At 48.5% G+C, this 3,475-nt stretch carries 2 rRNA genes; both read right to left on the bottom strand.

The features are described 5' to 3' along the window. Positions 1–63 (bottom strand): 5S ribosomal RNA (gene rrf / locus CDG59_RS14730); the annotation flags it as partial. A 194-nt stretch (positions 64–257) separates the two neighbouring features. Then, positions 258–3,149 (bottom strand): 23S ribosomal RNA (locus CDG59_RS14725). Positions 3,150–3,475 lie beyond the last annotated feature (326 nt).

The following is a 3,475-nucleotide window of genomic DNA, read 5'->3' as shown; positions in this document are numbered from 1 at the left end:
AAGAGGTTTCACTTCTGAGTTCGGGAAGGGATCAGGTGGTTCACTCTTGCTATTGTCGCCAGCAAACTGTTGTGGTGTTTTCGGGTCTTACTGATCATGTTGTGTTTTCACTTCATGTCTGCCTTACTTACGATCCAAAGAGTTATTAACGGATTAGATAATTGGTCTAATTTGTGTTCAGTATTGTAACTAGTTTGTACACTAAATCAAGTTATGTATTGAATTTATCTTGAATACAACAACTGTTTGGGTGTTGTATAGTCAAGCCTCACGAGCAATTAGTATTGGTCAGCTTCACACGTCACCGTGCTTCCACACCCAACCTATCAACGTCCTAGTCTCGAACGGCTCTTTAGAGGAATAAATTCCTAGGGAAATCTTATCTTGAGGTAGGCTTCCCGCTTAGATGCTTTCAGCGGTTATCCCTTCCGAACATAGCTACCCGGCGATGCGACTGGCGTCACAACCGGTACACCAGAGGTTCGTCCACTCTGGTCCTCTCGTACTAGGAGCAGATCCTCTCAAATTTCCAGCGCCCACGGTAGATAGGGACCGAACTGTCTCACGACGTTCTAAACCCAGCTCGCGTACCTCTTTAAATGGCGAACAGCCATACCCTTGGGACCTGCTTCAGCCCCAGGATGAGATGAGCCGACATCGAGGTGCCAAACACCGCCGTCGATATGAACTCTTGGGCGGTATCAGCCTGTTATCCCCAGAGTACCTTTTATCCGTTGAGCGATGGCCCTTCCATACAGAACCACCGGATCACTAAGACCTACTTTCGTACCTGCTCGACTTGTGGGTCTCGCAGTTAAGCGCGCTTTTGCCTTTATACTCTACGCGTGATTTCCGACCACGCTGAGCGCACCTTCGTACTCCTCCGTTACTCTTTAGGAGGAGACCGCCCCAGTCAAACTACCCACCAGACATGGTCCTCGCCCCGGATTACGGGGCAGAGTTAGAACCTCAACATTACCAGGGTGGTATTTCAAGGACGGCTCCATTGGAACTAGCGTTCCAACTTCAAAGCCTCCCACCTATCCTACACAAGTAAGGTCAAAGTTCAATGTCAAGCTGCAGTAAAGGTTCACGGGGTCTTTCCGTCTAGCCGCGGGTACACTGCATCTTCACAGCGATTTCGATTTCACTGAGCCTCTGCTGGAGACAGCGCCGCCATCATTATGCCATTCGTGCAGGTCGGAACTTACCCGACAAGGAATTTCGCTACCTTAGGACCGTTATAGTTACGGCCGCCGTTTACTGGGGCTTCGATCAAGAGCTTCGCTTACGCTAACCCCATCAATTAACCTTCCAGCACCGGGCAGGCATCACACCCTATACGTCCACTTTCGTGTTTGCAGAGTGCTATGTTTTTAATAAACAGTTGCAGCGGCCTGGTTTCTGTGGCTGCCAATAGCTCAGGGAGCAAGTCCCATCACCGTCAGCAGCGTACCTTCTCCCGAAGTTACGGTACCATTTTGCCTAGTTCCTTCAGCAGAGTTCTCTCAAGCGCTTTGGTCTACTCGACCTGACCACCTGTGTCGGTTTCGGGTACGATTCCTGTGTAACTGAAGCTTAGAGACTTTTCCTGGAAGCATGGTATCAGCCACTTCACTGTACAAGTACAGCTTGCTATCAGTTCTCAGCATAGAGTACCCCGGATTTGCCTAAGATACATGCCTACAACCTTCCACCTGGACAACCAACGCCAGGCTGACTTAACCTTCTCCGTCCTCTCATCGCATTACACAGAAGTATTGGAATATTAACCAATTTCCCATCGACTACGCCTCTCGGCCTCGCCTTAGGGGTCGACTCACCCAGCCCCGATTAACGTTGGACTGGAACCCTTGGTCTTTCAGCGAACGGGTTTTTCACCCGTTTTGTCGTTACTCACGTCAGCATTCGCACTTCTGATACCTCCAGCATGCTTCTCAACACACCTTCATCGGCTTACAGAACGCTCCCCTACCACTTGACTTAAAGTCAAATCCGCAGCTTCGGCACATAGTTTTAGCCCCGTTACATCTTCCGCGCAGGCCGACTCGACTAGTGAGCTATTACGCTTTCTTTAAAGGGTGGCTGCTTCTAAGCCAACCTCCTAGCTGTCTATGCCTTCCCACATCGTTTCCCACTTAACTATGATTTTGGGGCCTTAGCTGGCGGTCTGGATTGTTTTCCTCTTGACTACGGACGTTAGCACCCGCAGTCTGTCTCCCGGATAGTACTCATTGGTATTCGGAGTTTGCATCGGTTTGGTAAGTCGGGATGACCCCCTAGCCGAAACAGTGCTCTACCCCCAATGGTATTCGTCCGAGGCGCTACCTAAATAGCTTTCGGGGAGAACCAGCTATCACCAGGCTTGATTAGCCTTTCACCCCTATCCACAAGTCATCCCCTGGCTTTTCAACGACAGTGGGTTCGGTCCTCCAGTTAGTGTTACCCAACCTTCAACCTGCTCATGGATAGATCGCCTGGTTTCGGGTCTACACCCAGCAACTAAACGCCCTATTAAGACTCGATTTCTCTACGGCTCCCCTATACGGTTAACCTTGCTACTGAATGTAAGTCGCTGACCCATTATACAAAAGGTACGCAGTCACCGAACAAGTCGGCTCCCACTGCTTGTATGCATGCGGTTTCAGGATCTATTTCACTCCCCTCACAGGGGTTCTTTTCGCCTTTCCCTCACGGTACTGGTTCACTATCGGTCAGTCAGGAGTATTTAGCCTTGGAGGATGGTCCCCCCATATTCAGACAAGGTTTCACGTGCCTCGCCCTACTCGTCATCATTGTGTGTGCCCTTTCGTGTACGGGAATATCACCCTCTACGTTCGCACTTCCCAGAGCGTTCCACTAGAACACACACAACTTAATGGGCTGCTCCCCGTTCGCTCGCCGCTACTAAGGGAATCTCAATTGATTTCTTTTCCTAAGGGTACTGAGATGTTTCACTTCCCCTCGTTCGCTTCATAAACCTATGTATTCAGTTTATGATACCCGCCTTATAGCGGGTGGGTTCCCCCATTCAGAAATCTCCGGATCAAAGGATATTTGCCGCCTCCCCGGAGCTTATCGCAGGCTATTACGTCTTTCATCGCCTCTGACTGCCAAGGCATCCACCACATGCACTTAATTACTTGACTATACAACCCCAAACAGTCGCTAACCCTTACAAGTAAGGTTAGGACAGATTGCCATGTTCGTTTTTCAACTTACATCGCTCTCATCCAGTTTGTTGCTTCGTGAACTTAATCACCGTACAGCTTCAATCTAAATTCATATACCAAAACGCTTGATTCAGTGTTTTTGCTAGTTCTCAGATTAAATATTAATTTAACAATTACTTGTTATCTTCCTATTTAATCGAGTTTGAACAATTTATTTCAGACTCAAATTCTAATCTGTTAATGATTAACTACCGCCTCGTCAGCGAGTAGTAAACTGTGATAAATCACAGAAGTTAATAAGC

The sequence above is a fragment of the Acinetobacter sp. WCHA29 genome (assembly GCF_002165335.1).
In the GTDB taxonomy this organism is placed as follows: domain Bacteria; phylum Pseudomonadota; class Gammaproteobacteria; order Pseudomonadales; family Moraxellaceae; genus Acinetobacter.
This window is presented reverse-complemented; position numbering and strand designations above follow the sequence as displayed.